Source organism: Chryseobacterium defluvii (assembly GCF_003634775.1).
GTDB lineage: Bacteria > Bacteroidota > Bacteroidia > Flavobacteriales > Weeksellaceae > Chryseobacterium > Chryseobacterium defluvii.
Genome location: NZ_RBXB01000003.1, coordinates 665,026 through 684,346, shown reverse-complemented (window position 1 = coordinate 684,346; position 19,321 = coordinate 665,026). Strand labels below are relative to the sequence as shown.

General features: G+C 36.7%; 9 protein-coding genes and 3 tRNA genes. 3 read left to right on the top strand and 9 right to left on the bottom strand.

All coding sequences use genetic code 11. From position 1 onward, the window contains the following. Positions 1–39: 39 nt before the first annotated feature. From BCF58_RS15015 to BCF58_RS14980, 8 genes are all read right to left on the bottom strand, one after another. Positions 40–1,452, bottom strand: a complete 1,413-nt coding sequence (locus tag BCF58_RS15015; RefSeq protein ID WP_121462616.1) for a sensor histidine kinase — start codon at positions 1,450–1,452, stop codon at positions 40–42. 3 nt (positions 1,453–1,455) lie between these two features. Continuing rightward, positions 1,456–2,166: a response regulator transcription factor gene (locus tag BCF58_RS15010; protein ID WP_121462615.1), complete on the bottom strand. Its 711-nt coding sequence runs from the start codon at positions 2,164–2,166 to the stop codon at positions 1,456–1,458. 609 nt (positions 2,167–2,775) lie between these two features. Next, the gene (locus BCF58_RS15005) at positions 2,776–3,231 is read right to left on the bottom strand and encodes a hypothetical protein (protein WP_147462069.1); all 456 of its coding nucleotides are present in this window, start codon (positions 3,229–3,231) and stop codon (positions 2,776–2,778) included. Between the two features lie 38 nt (positions 3,232–3,269). Then, the gene (locus BCF58_RS15000) at positions 3,270–13,595 is read right to left on the bottom strand and encodes a SpvB/TcaC N-terminal domain-containing protein (protein WP_121462613.1); all 10,326 of its coding nucleotides are present in this window, start codon (positions 13,593–13,595) and stop codon (positions 3,270–3,272) included. Between the two features lie 10 nt (positions 13,596–13,605). Continuing rightward, the gene (locus BCF58_RS14995; RefSeq protein WP_121462612.1) at positions 13,606–14,982 is read right to left on the bottom strand and encodes a T9SS type A sorting domain-containing protein; all 1,377 of its coding nucleotides are present in this window, start codon (positions 14,980–14,982) and stop codon (positions 13,606–13,608) included. A 506-nt stretch (positions 14,983–15,488) separates the two neighbouring features. After that, positions 15,489–15,572 (bottom strand) — tRNA-Leu (locus BCF58_RS14990). Positions 15,573–15,578: 6 nt separating this feature from the next. Then, positions 15,579–15,654: transfer RNA gene (locus tag BCF58_RS14985), tRNA-Gly, on the bottom strand. A gap of 10 nt (positions 15,655–15,664) precedes the next feature. Then, positions 15,665–15,746: transfer RNA gene (locus tag BCF58_RS14980), tRNA-Leu, on the bottom strand. Positions 15,747–15,923: 177 nt separating this feature from the next. On the opposite strand from BCF58_RS14980, the gene BCF58_RS14975 reads away from it, so the two are divergent. The 3 genes from BCF58_RS14975 to BCF58_RS14965 are packed head-to-tail and all read left to right on the top strand — an operon-like array spanning position 15,924 to position 17,882. Beyond that, a complete protein-coding gene (locus tag BCF58_RS14975) occupies positions 15,924–16,301 on the top strand; it encodes a DUF3127 domain-containing protein (RefSeq protein WP_121462918.1) in 378 nt (125 codons plus the stop codon). A gap of 56 nt (positions 16,302–16,357) precedes the next feature. Continuing rightward, positions 16,358–17,008 carry a leucyl/phenylalanyl-tRNA--protein transferase gene (aat, locus tag BCF58_RS14970; RefSeq protein ID WP_121462611.1) on the top strand — a complete coding sequence of 217 codons (651 nt, stop codon included), beginning with the start codon at positions 16,358–16,360 and terminating at the stop codon, positions 17,006–17,008. Next, the gene (locus BCF58_RS14965; RefSeq protein WP_121462610.1) at positions 16,995–17,882 is read left to right on the top strand and encodes a DMT family transporter; all 888 of its coding nucleotides are present in this window, start codon (positions 16,995–16,997) and stop codon (positions 17,880–17,882) included. Before aat ends, BCF58_RS14965 begins: the two co-directional genes overlap by 14 nt. 53 nt (positions 17,883–17,935) lie before the next feature. On the opposite strand, the gene BCF58_RS14960 is transcribed toward BCF58_RS14965, so the two are convergent. Then, positions 17,936–19,315, bottom strand: a complete 1,380-nt coding sequence (locus tag BCF58_RS14960; protein WP_121462917.1) for a tetratricopeptide repeat protein — start codon at positions 19,313–19,315, stop codon at positions 17,936–17,938. Positions 19,316–19,321 lie beyond the last annotated feature (6 nt).

The following is a 19,321-nucleotide window of genomic DNA, read 5'->3' as shown; positions in this document are numbered from 1 at the left end:
GTTATTGTTAATATGATAATAATGTTGAGTGAAATCGAATTAAATTCCTTTTTCCTCGGATTGTGTACTATAGAAATTAGGGAAACGGAGCTGTACGGTTGTTCCCTGATTTTCATTGGAACTTACGATTAATTCGCCGTGATGCATTCTCACAATATTTCTTGCCAGAGGAAGCCCGATTCCATAGCCTTCGTAGTTTTTGGTATTGGAAGCCCTGAAGAAGGGATCATAGATTTTATTCATTTCCTGTTGCGGGATTCCGATTCCGTTATCTTTTACAATAATGTACACATCCGTATCCGTTGCGCCCAATGAAACTTTTACCTGTTGGAAATTAGAATATTTGCATCCGTTATTGATAATATTGGCTACGGCAAGGTGTAGTAATTGTTCGTTACCCTGAACCTTCAGCTTTTTCGGGTTATCCGGTAACATGCTTATATCCAGGTAGATATTATTTCTAGGATCTATTCTTCGTAAGGTTTCAATCACATCCCAAAGCAACTGGTCCATTCTTACCTTATCCATTTTCTGGATCTTTCCGTCAAATCCCGTTTGCGCGATCATCAGCAAAGCCTTGATTTTTCTGTCTAATTTTTCAGCTTCATCCAGAATAATTTCCAACGTTTCTTTGTATTCTTCCGCAGTTCTGTTGATGGAAAGAGCCACATCGGCTTCACCCATGATAGATGTAAGAGGAGTCCGCAATTCGTGAGATACATTGCCAATCAGATGGTTTTGAGTTTCAAAAGAGGTTTCAATACGGTTGAGCATATCATTGAAGGTATCCACCAACTCGTTCAGTTCTTTATTATCCGGTTGGGATTCCAGTCTTAAATGAAGGTTTTCAGAGCTGATCTGCTTTACTTTACCTGTAATTTTGAGAATTGGTTTAAATAATGTTTTAGACAGATAAAAAGAAAAAATCATACTGAAGAACAGTGAAAGTACAATACACGTAATCAGCGTTCTTTTTAAAAATCCCAGATAGTACACCACATAATGGTTTTTTGCCGAAGCGATCGCAATATATTCTTTATTATGAAATTTAAATGACTGACCTATATAATAAAATTCTTTGTCATTATAGTTGGCTTCTCCTTTTCTCAGGATATTCTTAAAAAAAGCATCCGGAATATGGACTTCTTTTGATATTTTTTTAAAATTGGAGTCCATAGGAACGGCAAAAACATAATCTTTTTCCATCGGGAGCTCCTCATCGTTCAGATTATTTAAAACATAGTTCTCCGGAAGATCAAGATGCTCTTTGCTTTTCTCGATCTGTACAATAGTGGTCGTACGGATTTTGAGCAGTTCATAAAATCTCTGGTGGGAAAAGTTGACGATCGAAAAATACACCAATCCGCTGAACAGCAATATAATGACGGTAAAAACCAGCATTAAAAGCACCATTGTTTTGGTTTGATTCGTAACAACAATCTTGTTCAACATTCTTTATGGTTTTTTCAAAACATATCCCATTCCTATAACGGTATGGATTAGTTTATTATCTTCCTGATTGTCTAGTTTTTTTCTTAAATAATTCACGTAAACATCCACCACATTGGTCCCCAATTCATAATTAACTCCCCAAACCGCATCCAGGATTTCGGCTCTTGAGATCACCTTTTCAGGATTATTCAGGAAGTATAAGAGTAATTTATATTCTGTGGAAGTCAGAGTAATTTCTTCCCCTCCGCGGGTCACTTTTTTAGTATAATCATTCACCATTAAGTCTGAAAACTGAAAGACATGCTCATGATCGGTTTCCGGCTCTGCCATCTCGGGAACATTTCCATTGGTATGGCTTCTTCTCAATAAAGATTTTACTCGGGCAACCAATTCAATAAACTTGAAAGGCTTTACCAGATAATCATCTCCCCCGCTTTCCAGTCCCAGAACAATATTTTCAGAGGTCCCTAGTGCGGTTAAAAAAAGAATCGGGACATGCTTGTTGGTTTTCCTGATTTCTTTGCAGACATCCAAACCGTTCATTTCCGGAAGCATGATATCCAAAACCACTAGATCAAAATCATTGGCCTGTACGAGCTGTACGCCTGTACGCCCGTCAAAAGCCACTGAAACTTCATATCCGTTTTCCTGCAATCCTTTTTTGATAAAGGACACTACACTGGTTTCATCTTCGATCAGAATAATTTTTTTCATGAAATAAGGACTTTCACAAAAATAGAAATTTTATTTGGGTTGGAAAGCGGGATCTCAAATGATGGAAGTCACCACAAGATAAGGATCCGTAAACTTAAAAAAACATTAGGATTAATGTTAATCCTAATGTTTATATTTTTTCTATTAGAAAGTATAACAATTATGTCTGAAAAAAGAGAGCAACTCCATTCCGAAGATTCTTTAAATATTACACGGCATGTTCCTCTACCACTCCCTGTTCCCGCAATATGCTTTTAGATCTCTTCCAAGAGAATGAACATTTTTGTCATACTTTTTCTCACAACATTTGTTCGAGGGGAGTCGTTGTATTTTTTAAAATTCAACAAAATCTTAAATCTTTTTTATCATTACATTTTTCTAATTCATTCTTAAAATTTAATGACATTTGGTCATTAGAAGAAGGTCTAAATCTAATAATTGTACCCAATCAGTATTGTTTCTCATTATATATCAAATTATCAAGCTTGTTGTCAAGTAAAAATTTATCAACCTTTCCTCTAAAGGGAAAAACAGTCTAATTGTTTTCTCATACGATAACTTTCTAAAAAACAAATGATATTTCTAGAGATTTCCAATTCCAAAATTAAATTATCGGCATTTTTCTCCCTTAAAAAAAAGTTCTTCCTTTTCTTGCACTACAGATTTTTTTTTCCATATGAAAATAGAATCTGCCACATATTTAATTTTAAAAAGATTAAAATTATTATTTGGTCCAAAATAATCGATTGTTGCAGTTGGAAATTTTTCCCCCGCATCTTTTACAACAAAAATAACCCTCTCTTTTCCATTAGATTCTTTATCCAGTGAATGTATTATTAATTTTCTTCCCTCAAGGTCATTACAATAACCAAGATGATTAAATCTATAATCATTATCAGAATAATTATTATTTCTAGCTTTAGCATATTTCTTTTCACCTCTGGAAATTCTATATTCTAAATCAAAATCTTTATTATCTATAGATGGATTTAAATACATATAAACGACTATAAATATTGGCAAAAACCCAATTATTAAATATATATATATCATTTTTTTTTTCATGATTTTTGGCTTTATTTAGTTTATTTGAGAAGCTTTGGTTAATTCTTTGATTTGACTTTTGTTGGTCTAACTTCCGATAAAATATATTTTTTAGCGTGTTTAAGTGGGGGAGTATTGTCTATAAATTTATTGCTTTTTGGATCAAAATACAACCTGTTTTCTTGAGTATTTTCTCCCGATTCTCTTCCTGAAGTAGCAGCATTATCAACGTAAGAAAAATAAGATCCATTTTTATCTGATCCAGCACCAACTATTGTAATAAAATGGTCAGTCGCTACATTTTCATTAATATTTTGACTATCACTATAACTCACTCCAGCCATAACAGGTCTCCCTTTTTTTAAATTATCTAAAACCAAACTTGTTCCCTCAACTATATTTACATTCGTTTGAGAATCTTTAGGCTGTCTAGAACTTTCTATCATATTAATTCTCTCGAAAGCTTTCCCTGATTCAAAATTACCCGCATTTTGAATTTGTCTTTCAGAAGCATGCCAACAATTATTAACAAATGGGCTTCTGATTTCTTTAATTCTTCCTGGCACGAATACAGAATTGGAGTAATTTGAAAATGAACCATAATAAACTTCTTTAACTGAACTTTTAAGCTTCGTAGTAACCCATCCAGATACAGTCTGCTTTCCATTAGGATCAATATATTTTATTGGATTCTGATAAGTGTAAATATATGGGTTAAGATTTCCCCAATAATACACTCCGCCATTATGCTGCCCATCTCCATAGAACTCAGTTTCCATTACAGGATTATAGATAGCCAACGGGTCAACCCCATACCAAACACTTAATCTAGGATTATAGTATCTAGCTCCATAATAGTAAAGACCTGTTTCGCTGTCTAATTCTTTCGCATTAAACTTATACGGATTGACGTATGAAGTTGGTTCCTGCTGCTCCACCATCGTCTCGCCAAACGGTAAATTTAAGAAAAATTGTGTAGGCTCTGCATATTCATTGGTAACATAAGTTGCTGTACCTAAATGATCGCCGTGCAGGTAATAAATACCTCCTACAGGAGCCATAGCCCGGGCAAATTCTTTTTCTATGTCAGCAGTTCTGTATCCGGCTTTTAATAAATAGTTTTTAAAATCATTTTCAGCGACGGCTTGTTTATTTTTAGAGTCCGCACTCTCTTTGCTACCTGCCGATACTGCCTGTCTGTTATTAAAAATAGTCCCTACATCTTTAATATAGCTTGCTATACGCTGATCTCCCGCAAAATAATGTTTGGTAAGCATACCATCTGAAGTATACACAGTATAAGGGTTTGGATACACCTTGAAGCTATCAAACACGAAGCCATTATCTACCATCTCGCCATTCTGGTACAGTTCTGCATCATTGCTAAGGTTTGCTTTTATGGTGCGTTCTCCTTTGTCGTCATATACATAATACTGGAATGAACCTGTTTCCTTCGTATGAATAGCCCTCAGCCTGTCCTGTTCGTCCCAGAAAAGGTCAGTAGGCCCTGTCTGAGGCGTTGTATGATTGATTGCATTTCCGTTACTGTCATATTTAAAATATTCCACATTCCCAGTAGAAACATCTGTAACTCTTTCTATCATATGAGTGCCTTTAATATAGCTATACTTATTTTCATAAGTGTTAGCTGTATTTATTATTCCGTCCTGGTCATGATGCTGTCTTTTTGTATCTATTCCACTGCTCATGTTATAAAGTAAGGTGGTCTCATACATCGAGGTTATGCTTCCTGCTATTGGGGTAGGTGGTAAACCTTCTTTTCGGTTAGGTTCACCATTGCCCGAAGAGCTCAAAAGTCTGTTAAGGGTATCATACTCATATTGAAGAGTATAATTTCCTCCGAATCCGGAATTGGTCGTCTGACTTGTATTTTGGATTCCTATAATATTACTTGCGTAATCATAATTGTAATTTCCATTCAATAAGACATTGCTGTTGGCATCCTTTAAAAGATGGCTCTGCAACCTTCTCATTCCCGGCTCGTAGGCAAAGGTAGATGAAGTATCGTTGCCAAAAACAATATTTGTTCGTTGCTCGTAATGATCGTATTTAATGGATTTTACATATTCATAGCCTTCTTCATTGGCGATATTCTTGAGGTTTCCTCCCAGATCATATTGGTAATGAACGACTTCATCATCAGGATAAACAATTTTTCGGATTCTGTTCCAGTTATCATACTGGTATGAAATGTTAAAGCCCAATGTTGGCATATAAAAACCATATATTCCTCGGTACTCATTAGTTACCTCACCCATTTTTCCATATTGGTAATAGGCTATTCCGGTGCCATCCTGTTTCTCTGTAATTCTTCCGGCACTATTTCCTGAGACCCCATAGCTATACGATACATTAGCAGGATTTGTTCCTGACGGGATATCCGGCAAATTGATATTTGTCAAACGGTTGTACGAATATTTATAATGAATCGGAATACCTCCATTATTGCTCAGGTTGTTGTTCAGAACATGGGTAAGCTGTCCTGCCTTGCTATAGGTATATGAAGTTTCACCTCGGTCCGGATGGGACTGAGTTAACCTCCTTCCGCCCATATCATAGCTGAAGCCGGTTTCCAAACCTTCCGGATCAGTAACTTTTATAATTTCTCCTATTTGGTTATATGAGAAAAGTGTATTTAGAACCTGTCCCGGCAAATAATTTCTCGTTTCTATTGTTTTACCTTCGGCATTTGCAAAAACTTCTGTTCTGATCTCAGCTGACGCATTCTGCATTTGGATCGTTTCGGTTTTAAATCTTCCATTTTCTATGAAAAACTTATTGTCAACAGAATTTCCGGCTTCATCAGTAGAAGAAACATTTCTGTCTTTATAATCATAGCCTGCAGAAGTATGGTGCTGACCAACCGTTAAGGTCAACTTATCATTTAATAATGGATCTTTATTTTCAAAGACCGGATGATATTGCTGTACCGCTCTTCCCAAATTATCTTTAATGACTCTTCCTGAAACCGACATTTTCTCTTCATCATCGATCTCAATATCTTTTTTCACCTGTATAACTTCACCTGTAACATCAGCAAAAGAAATGGTTTCAATATCATTATTCGGATGATAAGGATCAAGATGATTTGTTTTTGCCGTGAAAAGATATAATTTGTTACCATTACTTAGTGTCACCGGGGTATCATAATAAGAATAAGAAATGGTATATGCCTGCGACTGCCAGTCATTAGGGCTAATTATTCTAAGCGGTCTTCCGTATCCGTCATGTTCATAGCCCATCTTGTTTCCTGCGGCATCCGTAGATTCCAAAACAGTGTCCATCATAGGATCATATGTCGCATAAGAAGACAAATTAAAAATAAGATCTTTTACCTGAATTACATATTTCCCCATAGGGTCATAGAAATATTCCAGCTGATTTCTTTCATTAAATTCATTTGGCGGATATTTAATTGTTTTAATATTCCCAAAAGCATCATACGTTACATCTGTTTCTGCTGTTTCTCCTAAGGTAAGCCATACTTTATATTTGCTTATGTCCCCGGTATTGAAGTTTGTAATTTCTGTAGAACGCTTACGCAGAGGATTCACAGCACCTGTCCCGGGATAAACCGTGATCGTACTTGGAATATTCAGTATATTATTATTAAGATTGGTATGATAAGATATCACACTGTTATAACTCGTAGAAGGACTTGTATACTGATACTTGGTAAGCTGGCCTTTGTTATTATAAAATAACTGGCTCTGGGTAGAAATTGAATTCCCACTTTCATAACTTGTTTTTGTAGTGCCGGACATTAAGACACGAGCCATTTTTTTCCCTTCTGTACCTCCCACATCATATGTTTCAAACTGAGCAGCAGGCAGTTCTGTCAACTCAGTAACGGTCGAATTAAATTGATACAGTTTATAGGTATTTACAGAAGTGGATAATAGGTTGGATGTTCCGGTACCACCATACGTTTCTACAGATTTTAATAAACCACGAATGAAATAATTCTGATTATAATAGTTCTGAACGGTTGTACGGTAAATAGTAGAGTTATCAGACATTTCATAGGTCTTAACCTTAGCAAAGCCATACTTCTCCCGCTCTCTTCTGTCGTATCTGGAATTTTCATAGTCAAATCGAGTAATCCTATCTTTGCCGCTTGTACTCAAAGTATAGGTTCCCGAGAAGGCATCAGGATTCGGTATAACAACTTCTGACATGACCAGCTTTGCCTGAGGATCATTGTAGGAAGGTTTAGAGAATCCATAATTAATGGTAAATGCAGCTCCTAGATTTTTGGGAGGATCAACGGAATAATACTCGGCATAGGATACTTTTTTAAGCTTATTCGTCTTACCGATCTGGGAATAGTGTATCCTTAGGCCACCATTCGTGTTAACCACAAGATCAGGAAGGCCATCACCATTAACGTCTCTCAACCCTTTATTGATTTCAGATACAGATAGCCCAACGTTTGCAGAGAGGTCCGCTCCAAAAGGTTTTACATACAAAATAGGAATACCAAAAATAACGATACATGGGATATTGATATAATACCCTCCGTTTAAGTTGGCATATCCGCTGTGTGTTTTTGATTCTTCCGCCAGACTGGCATTTAAGCCTACAGGACTGGCAAAGCGGTTACCTAAATTGTATTTTACATTCGTTTGCCCGGTATTCTCATCCACCTGAACTATATCTACCAATCCGTCTCCGTTCACATCCAGGAATGATCTTTTTGAAGTAGCCGTAGAAGATCCTCCGCCAACTCCACCGGAAATAGCGATCCCCAGTTCAACTCCCTGAACTGCATCAATAACAGAATTTATACCACCTCCAATTCCAAAAGATGATGAATATACAGGCTTTGATACCGGTTCTTCGAATCCTGCAAAAGATCCTGTTGATCCCGGAATACTTCCATTAACCAATCCGGTTCCAAAGTTGAGCTTGTAATTATTTCCTTCAATCTTATCCGCAAGGCCGTCTCCGTTAATATCCATCCAATATTCTGAAGTTTTATTGTAGGAATTCGGATAATTGGAAGTGCCTACGCTCATTGACCATGAAACAGACGTATCCCCTGTTGCATTTGTATCGCTGTTATTGGTTTGTCTTCCTACCGATTTACTTCCTGAAGGACCAAATGCTATGGATTTGGTATTCATAAAATCGTCCGTTCTTGTGATTACCTTGTCTGTACCTTCTATACCACTCTGTGCACCCTTCAGACCCCCCAGAATGCTGGTTTGCTGAGATTGGGTTCTATACAGCATATCAGGATAATTATCCCCATTCACATCAAAAAAGTCCTGCGTCTGGATATTCCCGATATTTCTCAGCTCAGAAGTTGAATTGGTGAAAGTAAGCCCGATACCAATTCCGGCATTTTTTGTTTTCGACTTGCTTTTCTGTTTTTTAGAAATAGCAAACATTCTTGTATTTGGGTTATTGGCTACTTCAATATCGTCTTCATCGGTATCACTGTCTAAAAATGGAGACGTTGGCGTCTCATCATCTTTGAAGCTTCCTTTTTTGGAATACTGCTCATGAAACATCTGGTTAAGCCATTTATGCTCACTTAATTTTTCGGTTTTATATGGGTTTAGCGGAGTGAAAGGAGATGCCGCACCAAATACCTGGTTATTAGCATAATTGTTTTGAAAATCATTGGCAAGCTGGTCTCCCACGCATTCTCCGTATTGCTGAGAGTTGGTAATCCCTGCACAAGCGGGGAAATTTAAATTAAACTGAAACGGATTTTCAAGAGTCGCATCGTTAATTAATGCACCATACTGATCTTTTGGTGTATTTGGATTGGTTGTATAGGCAGGAGCCGTACTAGTGCTTGGCCCTGTTGGGATAATAATACAGTCATTCTCCTTACGCGGTTCACAACCAGGGATCAATGGAGGTTGCTGATTGGTGCTTCCCGGAGCCGGAACAATATCTCTGGCTTCATTATAGAGAAATTGCCCCCAGTTGTGATAAACGGCACTTACCCCATTGTATTCTCCCGTGTTTATTGATGTTTCGGTGGTATAATTTAAAAGAGAACCCCCAGCCTGATTATAAATATTAAATATATTATTGTTCAGCTGCAATTTAAGGGCTTCGTATGCCAGTCGGTCTTTATTCGTATCACAGAAAATTAAGATATTCAGTTTTTCTGCGTCATCAATAATACTGATTGTAGGATCTCCATGATAAAAAGGGATTGGATCGTTTCCATTAATAAGATTATAATCTATCGTATACTCTTTTAATGTACCGTTAGATATTTCTACAATCCTTTTATCAAGAAAAATACCTTTTTTCTTAATCACATACATGAATCTCCCCGGAACAGAAGGAGTAAAACTAAAATTCTTGTTAATAGATATTGAGTACTCATCATTACCCGATGGTAAATTATTCAGGGTAGAAATATCAAATTTCTTTTTGAAATCTCTGATATGGTAAGATGGATATTGAGCAACACCATAATGCCTGTGAGAAGCATTAGGATAACCCTCAACCAAAATGTTATTCCATTCAATTTCTTTATTGATATGAGAATCCGTTTCCACCAAAAACTTTAGGTGCCATGCTTCATCCGGAGCATTAAGCGCAGGAACTGTATAATTAATATCCACCGGTGAAACCGTTACAGGCACACCTGGTGATGGTCCCACCGTTTCTTCATAAATTACATTGATGGTCGTTTGCTGATTCTGTGCCACACTGGCATCTTCTTTAATCAAAACGATAGAATATTTTACCCTGTCCGATAATGTAGGTATGGTAAATTCGGGAATAGTAATGCGAATATTAGCCTGTTCTGTAAATTTCAATGACTTCGTCAGATTGTTCAAAAAGAATTTATCATCATAATTGGTGTGATTGGGCATAAATCCATCTTGTTCTTCAACAAATTCATCATGTAACGGATTTCCAACATTGTCGGTATACGTAACTACAGGATTGGTATTTACAATATAATTTGTTCCGGACCTTTTGTGCAGCCTGAAATATACTTTTTCTCCGGACTTTACATAAAGTCTTGAAGAATTTGCTACTCCTAATGGCGTTCCAGGATAACTGTCATACTGACGTATCGAAATGCTTTGGCTTGCAGTCCCGGTAAGCTCCCTTAAATATAAACGACAATTTTTTGAAACATTATTCGGGTTTTTAATTTCTATGGAATAAACAGCTTTCGCAGTATTATCTTGACCTAAAGCAATCGCTATTTCATCTGAAATTTCTATAAATCCGTTTTTCGGCGCGATCCAAACCTTAACTACATCATTTTTGGGCTTTACCGGATCAATGTCGTCGGGATCTTCAGGCTCTGTATAAGGTTGTGGAGCATTCCCGGTAATTATCATATTTTCTGTTAAATCGCTGGTAATTACCATTTCCTGAGAGTTTCCGTTTTTTCGGTTAAACCAGACTTTATCATCCTTAATCACATCGGGAAGTCCGTCAGAATTGGCGTCCATCATGTAAATAGGAGTTTCATTTTCACTTTCCGAATTAATATATGAAAAATCAAATCCTATTTTAAACCAGTTGAATACAACGCTTCCTCCCAAGTTCCATGTTGTCCCTTTTGAATGTGAAAAATTACTGTTCAGGTTTCCTACCGATTGTTGTGAAGTGTTGAATACCAGCTGGCCATTGCTATCAACACTTCCGGGAATCAGTTTAATGCCATTGTCACCATTTCTTTTGCGATATAAAATATCTGCTATTCCATCACCATTGAAATCTACCAACTCTTGTCCTCTTTTCATTCGGGGATATGAAGCACCACCAAACAGTGAGAGCATAAAGTTTTTTACGCCGCCCAATTGAGGCCTGAATAATGCCAATCCACCTCCTGTTCTTAAAGACCATCCCCATTCAAAATTATTGTCTGCACTTATTTTGGAAGGGGTTGTTATAGAACTTACTACTTCAGAGAAGGCATCAGTCCCGGGAGTTGCTATATCGGTTGCGGTTCCGAAGACTGTTCCATTATCATAATATTCAAAATTATAATCAAACGCAGCTCCGTCATACCGCAGATCAATAACCTTCAATTTCATTTTACTCAGAAGGCTTTTCTGAAATATCCCTGTATTGTATGTGAAGTTATAAGATCGTATGCTCAGCTGCTGGTTACTTGCGTTCTTAAAATCAACATTTATTTTGGTAAGTAAATAGGGTTCAATTCTTTTGAGGACGCCTTTGGTATTAATTTGTTTATCCTGCCTCGGAGTATCATTAAAAAATGTTATAATGTAAGGCCCTTTCTGACCGTTCCTTCCCGAATAAAAGATTTTATCAATATGGAATACCCAGCCCGCATTAAGGTTCTGGTCATCTCCTGTAAAGTTGTTGATAGATTGGTTCTTATATTCGTAAATAATATTATTTCCGTGAACATCCTCTACTTTCCAGATTCCCCATTGAATAATGTTTCCGTTATTATTTTTCAAAACCGCATTGGGAATAAGCGTTGACTGGTCACCACCGTAAAAAGATTTTGTTCCGTCTGTGGAAGTAATAACCCATCTGTAATCTGCCGTACTTGTTCCGAATCTTTCAATTTTAGTAAAATCATGATTTCTTCTCAAATAGAAGGTTTTGGATCCGGACCCGTTTCTTGCCTGCCGTGAAGTATCAAAAGTACCATTTGCATTAACTTTGTTATGCCTGTGAGGCAAATAGCCTTCCGGGTACACCAGCATTTCTCCATCCAATGAATATAATTCACTTTCCTGGCCGGCAGTAAAAGTTGGCGTCCCCCATCTTGTGTCTACTGATATTGACGATAACCCGCCGATGTTCCATCCTTCTCCCATCCAGCCATTTCCACTGTCGCTACTATACGTAACAGATAATGAGGGCTGCATACCCGAGGTACCTGCCGGTAAAATCAATGGGTAATTGATATTGGCATCTCCTTTCTGACTTGCTGTAGGAGCTTGCATTAAAGGAGCACTCACAGGATTGGCAGCTTTCAGCCCACTGATTGTTGTGGGCGCAAAAGAGTTCAACTGTGGTGATTCGGGTAAAGAAATAATTCCATTGATATAATCACCGTCACCATCCCCTTCAAATGTTACCGTTTTATTCTTTTGGTCTATATCTGCTGATTCTACAATCTTCCACTTCTTCTTAGTATAGTCAAATGAAAAAACTTTGATATCCTTTGGAGAAAAGAGACCTAATTTTTTTTCGTCATAAGGAATAGTGATCTTAACTTTTTTATTAAGCTTTCCTGAAATTATTGAAAAACGATAGGCTGATTTGTCCGGAGTAATATTTTTGAGACCATTTGAAGTTGCAGGAATATCTTTTTCTCTGAGTTTTAGCAATTCAATATCAGCAGCCTCAGATGTTTCCTTTTCTATTTTTAACTGTAAATCTTCATATTGGATATCAAATTCTTTATCGTTGGAAACAGTTATCCTTTTGGAATTAAAATAATTATTATTTAACGATTTAAATGATTTTGTATCTGCAGGAATCTTATATGATTGAGTAATTCCATTAGCCGTCACCGAAAATTTTCCGGCCAGTTTATCCTTTTCTGATAACCTGATGTTTTTTTCAAATTCCCCATTTTTGATAGTAACGTGATCACTATTTATAGTCAGATCCTGCAATCGTCTGTTGATTCCCTTTACATACAGTTGATCGCCTGAAAGAATAGAATTCATAATCAAATCTTCAGATGTACTTCTATTCTTTTCAAAAACAATTTTAAGATTTTTGATCTTGTATTTTACCCCTGAGGAAGGTGATGTAAATAAAATAGTATTGATACCATTTTTAATAAGTTCCGGACTTAATTCTTCCTTCTGATGACTCCAGGCTGCCTGAGGTACAATAATCTCTCCTCCGATTGCCAGATTATGATTCAGGGATCTTGCCACCGACTGATGCGAGGCTAAACCATACAAGTCATATTCTAGGTAAGCAAGGGTATTTTCTTTATTCAGAACAGGAATATCAATAGTAAAAAAGTTGTCCGAAATCCTGTCCTCTTCCTGATCTGAAAATACTCCTATCGTTCCTTCTTTTTCTTTGGCAGAATAAGAGGACATGATATCCGGAGTCTTTTTTTCAGATTCTAGCCGTATCCCTGATGTATAATTTAAATTTGAACCTGCAGGGCCAACATTAGATTCTAATACATTTTGATTTACATTGTTTATATCAGATTGATCTTCAGATAAAGTTTCATTTAATTTTGTAGTGGGCTGATTGGTATACTTTTTATCCACCAGCCTGCTCATCAGGTTTTTTTTCCATTCTCTTACTTTATATCTGTCTTCTTTGGTAAAACTGGCAAAAGCAAACAGTGTTGCAAAAAAACACACTATCAGAGCTGACTTCTTTGTAAAAGGAAGTTGTAACGATCTTTTTTTCATGGTTTGGTTTTTAATCGACGATTAATTTGAATGTTTTGATTACTTTTCCGTTCTGTGTTACACTGATCAGATAAGAACTTTGAATGTTAAGTGAACTGCTGTATGATCTTGAGTTATGGTTAATTTTTTCCAGTTTAATCAATCGTCCTCCGCCATCATAAATAGATATGGCCAGATTTTCCATCTCAGGGAATTTTACCGTAAAGTTTTGTCCTTTTTTAACAGGATTAGGATAAAGAACAATTTGATCTACATCTAAAGAAATTTGATTTTCATTCACCGAGGATGAACCGGAATTGATTTGACCATTCTCCTTTGCATCTCTGAGAGGACTGATTGCGAATGTAAAATGATTGAGTTCACCTTCTTTGTCCTTATAGAAATCTACCTTGCTGAAGTCTATATAATTCTCGTTTTCAACACCCTGCACTTTCGTTAATTCTCCTCCGGAGTTTTTCAGAAACATCCAATAGACAGAAGGAAGAGAATCAGGATTAATGATCTTTTTATCCACCCTTACTTTATAGTCTGACTTTGGAACAGTAGAGCCTATAAAATTAATTTCCCAACTTCTTTCGAGAACCTTAAAGTTTCCGTCAGCCTTCATTGTCATTGATTTGTTGTCGTCAGACCACATTACAAAATTATTATGATCAAAAAGACTGGTGTTTTCTGCATTAGTTTTTTTTATATCCGTTTTCCCGATTGTTAAAAATAGATCTTCCTGGTTGCATGATTGTTTTTGATAAAGTTCATTTCCGTCATCTCTTCCCAATCCCGTAGGTCTATACTTAAAATCTTTATGCTTGTCCGGGTCCCAGATTACTTTTTCATCACTTCCATAATATTTTCCCTTTTCCAAAGAAATCCCATACTTAATCGATAGATAAGAATGGATTTTATTAAGGTCCATTTTCCGGGCTTTTCTTGGAATGAAAATCATTTCATAAAGATTACGGTCCTCCAACTTTATTTTAATACTGTCTGGCTTCCCATTCGGGTTTTCGGCATTCCCAGTAAAAGTAAAAATACTTGGCCTTTTGCGGATTTTCACATTACCACTCTCTTCTTTCTTTTCATAGATATAATTACTGAGGGATATTTTCCGGCCTTCATTCTCCCAGATTTTTTCATCTTCTTTTGAAGTATGAACCAAACTTAGAGTATGGCTTTTATTTTTACTGTGCTTGATATATTTTTTCAGAAGTTTATCCTTAATTCCATAATGGAAATTGAGAATATTTTCCTTTGAGACACCGGATTCACGAAGTGTTGGATTTGACTTTTCCCAAATTTGGACATCTGATCCAACAAGTTGAGAATAGGCACTGAACGAGCATAATAATACCAGTAAAGCTACCGTTTTATGGCCTAGAGATTTTGACATAATAATTGGGATTATGTGGAAAATTAAAAAGAATGACTTATGGCAATCTTAAGTTTAAAGATTGTCAAAATAGCTTTTTGAAAACTATTATTCGGGGGTTAAAAAAGTATTTTTGATTCTCATATTAGTTTTTGTGGTTTGGTTTGTGGTTTTTATATTTAATTTCAAAACTATAAAAAAAATCATTAAAAAAAATACTTTTTTAAAAAAAATTTTTAAACAATCGTCATAGTAATTTAGAAATATCGAAAAACCCCACCTATGCTATGTATTTTATTTGAATGCCTTTTTAATTCTATTGGTAAATCGATTTAGAAAGACCTGATCATTGATCACTATTTATGTAATTTCTGAATGAGCCCATAACTATAGAAACCAAAAAAGAAGAGCTTTGAAAAAAGAATAAAATCATCAGAAAATGGCACAACAAAGAAATGTTATCCCTTCATTTTGAGCATAAAAAAAGCTCTCTTAAAAAGAGAGCTTGTGCGCTGATTATCAGCTAGTACCCCAGACGGGACTTGAACCCGTACGTCCTTGCGGACACAGGATTTTAAGTCCTGCGTGTCTACCAGTTCCACCACCAGGGCATGGAGTGGAGCGAAAAACGGGATTCGAACCCGCGACCCCAACCTTGGCAAGGTTGTGCTCTACCAGCTGAGCTATTTTCGCATCGAAATAGTGCGGATGAAGGGACTCGAACCCCCACGCCTCACGGCACCAGATCCTAAGTCTGGCGTGGCTACCAATTACACCACATCCGCTGGTTTTTATACCTTTTTATTTAAAGAACTTCTTTCGTTTTTGTGAGTGCAAATATAGGGCAAAATTTTGTATTTGCAAGAGTTTTCAGCGAAAAAATATTTTTTTTTGCAAAATTTGTTCGGGAGACGTTCTATTACATTTCATTTTATTACTTTTACATCGTTAATATTTATGATATGGAATTACAAGGAACGGTAAAGAAAGTTTTTGAAACTCAAACATTTGCAAGCGGATTTCAAAAAAGAGAAATGGTTATTTTAACTCAGGAGCAGTATCCACAGCCAATTAGCATAGAATTTCTTTCTGATAAAATAAATTTATTAGACAATGTGACTGAAGGAGAAAATGTAAAAATAGGCATCAATATCAGAGGTAGAGAGTGGACTTCGCCGCAAGGAGAAACCAAATACTTCAACTCTATTACCGGATGGAGACTGGAAAAGGTTTTTGACAATGGTTCTGAACCTACACAGGCAACGCCATCCCAGTCTGCAACCCCTGTATCTAATGAAAATCCGTTCGCAGGAGACGACGATGACGATTTACCTTTTTAATGAGATAAACACCGAAATATCAATCCTGCTTTTTAAGTAGGATTTTTTTTCTAACAATGGTCCGATTAGACGACAACGAAATTTCTTTCCCTGATCCCGAGCTTTATGATGGTCATGAAGGCCTTATTGCATTTGGCGGTGATTTGTCTGTAGAAAGAATTTGGTTCGCCTACCAATTGGGTATTTTTCCTTGGTACAATCCCGGGGAGGAAATTCTTTGGTGGTGTCCGGAGCCAAGGTTTGTCCTGTATCCTGATGAACTGAAGGTTTCCAAATCCATGCGGAAAATCTTAAACAAAAATATTTTTACGTTTACTGAAAATCAGAACTTCAGAGGTGTCATTAAAAATTGCCAGAACGCTACCAGAAAAGGGCAAACCGGAACCTGGCTTTCGGATGAGCTTATGGAGGCTTTCATTCAGCTTCATTTGTATGGTTTGGCAAAAAGTATCGAAGTATGGCAGAACGACGAACTGGTAGGTGGATTTTACGGATTACAGATCGGGAATGTTTTTTGTGGAGAAAGTATGTTTGCCAAAGTAAGCAATGCCTCCAAAGCCGGATTTATCCATTTTGTGGAAAGCCATAAAAATCTGGAGCTTATCGACTGTCAGTCCCACACGGAACACCTGGAAAGCCTGGGTGCAAGGATGATTCCTAAAAAAGAATTTTTAAAAATTTTACATAAAAACAATGAACGCAGATAAAGAAAAATGGATTCTTTTACTTATCCTTACTATTATTTGGGGGTCGTCATTTATTCTGATCAAGAAATCACTGGAACATTTTAATCCGTTTCAGGTAGGGGCTTTAAGGGTTCTCATTGCCGGAATTATTTTACTACCGCTGGCCGTTTCAAAATACAAACTGTTTCCGAAAAAGCATTTAAAATGGCTTATTTTGGCTGCATTTACGGGAAATTTTATTCCTATGTTTCTTTTCCCTATTGCGGAAACCGAGGTAAGCAGCAGTATTGCCGGGATTATCAACTCTATGATGCCTATCTTCGTGATTATCGTGGGGGCTTTGGTCTGGAAATTTGAGACGACAAAAAAACAGATTGTTGGAACGCTGATCAGTTTTACAGGAGTCTGTTTACTGGCTTTCGGAGGGGGTGAAGGCGGTGAATTTAAGCTGATCCCGATTTTATTATTACTATTGGCTACCTTATGCTATGCTGTAAGTACCACCACGGTAAAATCTAAGTTAATGGAGGTTTCTTCCACTATCTTATCGGCTTTTGTATTTTCTTTCGTTTTGTTATTTCCTTCTGTCATTGCTTTGGCGTTTTCGGGGTTTTTCTCTACGTTCAAATTTAATGAAGACAATATGCTCGGGCTGATGTTTGTAGGCTTATTATCAGTCTTCGGCACCGGGTTGGCCATGATGATGAATTACCGCTTATTAAAAGTTTCTTCGCCTCTTTTTGCATCAACAGTTACTTTACTGATGCCTATAGTTGCTATTATCTGGGGGATTTTAGATGGTGAAAAGCTGACGGCAATGCAATTTATAGGAGCGGCTGTAATTATTGCCGGATTGATCTTCCTGAGAACAAAACCTAATCTTATAAAAAAATAAATCCTGCATAACTGCAGGATTTTTATTTTGTTCTGTTCTTTTTTAACAGAATTTTAATTTTTCTTTTTTACTCTGGCTTTAGCCTTTTTCACCTCATCCTTAATGAACGGATATTTTTTCTGCATATCCTGTGCAAGAGAAGGATCAAGATCCATTGCTTTCTGAAGAGCAACCTTTGCTTTTTCCGGATCCTTAAGATTGAAATAGCAATTGCTGAGCTGATAATACAGTTCTGCTCTTTCATGCTTTTTCACCGCATTAATCAATACCGTAACCGCTTCCTCATATTCTCCCAGAAGCATCAAGACTTCCGAATAAGCATACCAGTTATAGAACCTGGACGGTTCAGCTTCAACCAGTTTTTTCAGACAGGAAAGGCTTTCTTCAAATTTCCCTGAATCAATGAATAAAAAGGCCAATCTTTTCTGATAATCCAGATTGTTTTCATTTAACTGTGTCGCTTCTTTGGCGAAATGCAGAGCTTCCGTCATTCCTCCCATTTCCTCATACAGATAAGACTGTTCCATCATTGAAAGATAAAACTGCGGGTCTTCCCTTAAAGATTTCTGAAAGGAATTCAGCGCTATAATCGGCTGCTTCAATGCTTTATAACAAAGCCCTATCTTATAAAAAGTAAATGCCTTCGTATATTCCAGCTCGAGCATTTCCTCATATACTTCAATGGCTTTCTTATATTTCCCTAAAGCTTCATAGCAAGCGGCTTTATTGGCGTATACCCCTACAGAGTTCGAATTGATCGCCAACAGATAATCATATCCTTTAATGGCTTCTTCGTAATTCTTTCTGTTGAAATAAAACTGCCCGTATTCAAACCAAGCGATTTCAGAATAGGGGAATTCATCTAAATATTCATTAAGAAAGGCTATAGCCTCCTCACTCTTATTCAAGTCGCTAAAGCAGATCATACAGTTTTCCAGCGAGTATTCATCCGTTGGATCTTCTTTCAATGCTTTTCGGTAATGTTTAAGAGCGTTAAAAGGATCTCCCAGATTCACATATTCATCCGCAATAAAGTTGTGAAGGAAATTTTCTTCTTCCCCCAATTGCAGTGCTTTTTTACAAATTTCAATGGATTTTCTCGGATTTCCTAAATTCGAATAATACTTAGCATAGCAAACCAAAAAGTCTGTGTTCTCCATGGACGAACCCTTCAACTCATCAATAAGCTCTTTTGCCGTATTATACTCTTCCCACTCTAAAAGGACTTCAAGTTTTTTAATCTTGATATCCAAAGAATTGGGATGGAGCTTAAGGCCATAATTTACCGCATTATCTGCGTAATTAAAATCTCCCAGCTCCAGGTAGTAAACGATAATGTCTTCCAACTCTTCTGTATCGAAGTAGAATTCATCATGGTTTTCCATCATTTCTTCGAACTTTTTTACAAGTTCATTTCCAAAATACTCTTCCAATATAAA

Bases quoted from the DNA above. Each gene is read 5' to 3' on its own strand.
- BCF58_RS15000 (WP_121462613.1), bottom strand. From the start codon at position 13,595: ATGAAAAAAAGATCGTTACAACTTCCTTTTACAAAGAAGTCAGCTCTG.
- BCF58_RS14965 (WP_121462610.1), top strand. From the start codon at position 16,995: ATGAACGCAGATAAAGAAAAATGGATTCTTTTACTTATCCTTACTATT.
- BCF58_RS15015 (WP_121462616.1), bottom strand. From the start codon at position 1,452: ATGTTGAACAAGATTGTTGTTACGAATCAAACCAAAACAATGGTGCTT.
- BCF58_RS15010 (WP_121462615.1), bottom strand. From the start codon at position 2,166: ATGAAAAAAATTATTCTGATCGAAGATGAAACCAGTGTAGTGTCCTTT.
- aat (WP_121462611.1), top strand. From the start codon at position 16,358: ATGGTCCGATTAGACGACAACGAAATTTCTTTCCCTGATCCCGAGCTT.
- BCF58_RS14975 (WP_121462918.1), top strand. From the start codon at position 15,924: ATGGAATTACAAGGAACGGTAAAGAAAGTTTTTGAAACTCAAACATTT.
- BCF58_RS14995 (WP_121462612.1), bottom strand. From the start codon at position 14,982: ATGTCAAAATCTCTAGGCCATAAAACGGTAGCTTTACTGGTATTATTA.
- BCF58_RS15005 (WP_147462069.1), bottom strand. From the start codon at position 3,231: ATGAAAAAAAAAATGATATATATATATTTAATAATTGGGTTTTTGCCA.